The 635-nt window shown below is 26.8% G+C and carries 1 protein-coding gene; it reads left to right on the plus strand.

Annotated elements, in window-relative coordinates; genetic code table 11:
• Nucleotides 1-245: 245 nt before the first annotated feature.
• Entirely contained in the window at nucleotides 246-596 is a 351-nt protein-coding gene (locus H2277_RS09095) for a hypothetical protein (RefSeq protein ID WP_337201976.1), read from the plus strand.
• The last annotated feature ends 39 nt before the right edge of the window (nucleotides 597-635 follow it).

The following is a 635-nucleotide window of genomic DNA, read 5'->3' on the forward strand; positions in this document are numbered from 1 at the left end:
GGAGTTTCTTATTTATATTTAATATTAAAAAATAGCCTTTAAAAATTTAAACTTGATCCTAAAAGTCATATCTTTAGAATAAAAGATAATAAAATAGCTGTTTTTGTATCTAGTGAATTTAGAAAGAATACAATTTATTAGGATTTAGTTTTTGTGAGGTTTTGGTGTATGATAAAGAATGTTTCAAATTTTTTATTGTTAGGGAAAAATTAGCTATAATTTTATTTGACATTAAAGGAGAACTCATGGAAGATTTAAAACTTTTACAAAGGCGTTGGGAAGAAGCTTATGAAGCTATGCCTAAACTTTATGACACACCAGATGGGTTAATAATAAATTTCACCTTTAGTGAAGATACTGATACTATTCTCTTTAAAGAACCTTGGGAAAATTTTGAATTAGATGATGAAGACGAAGAAGCCAAATGGAGATTAAGCTTTTTTAGCATTAGCGAAGATAAACCTTTAGGATATTTAGAATATAAAGAAGCACTAGAAAAACTACAAGATTTTTCTTTAATACAATCAGAAGAAAGAATTTTAATTAGAGCAATGAGTCTAAAAGAACTTGAAAGCCTAGATCTTAAGGAGTTTTAATGCTCCCTCAACCTATATTTTTAGATAAAATCATACAAA

The sequence above is a fragment of the Campylobacter sp. W0014 genome (genome assembly GCF_020135975.1).
Taxonomy (GTDB): domain Bacteria; phylum Campylobacterota; class Campylobacteria; order Campylobacterales; family Campylobacteraceae; genus Campylobacter_D.

Coding starts and splice junctions, on each gene's coding strand:
- H2277_RS09095 (WP_337201976.1), top strand. CDS start 246: ATGGAAGATTTAAAACTTTTACAAAGGCGTTGGGAAGAAGCTTATGAA.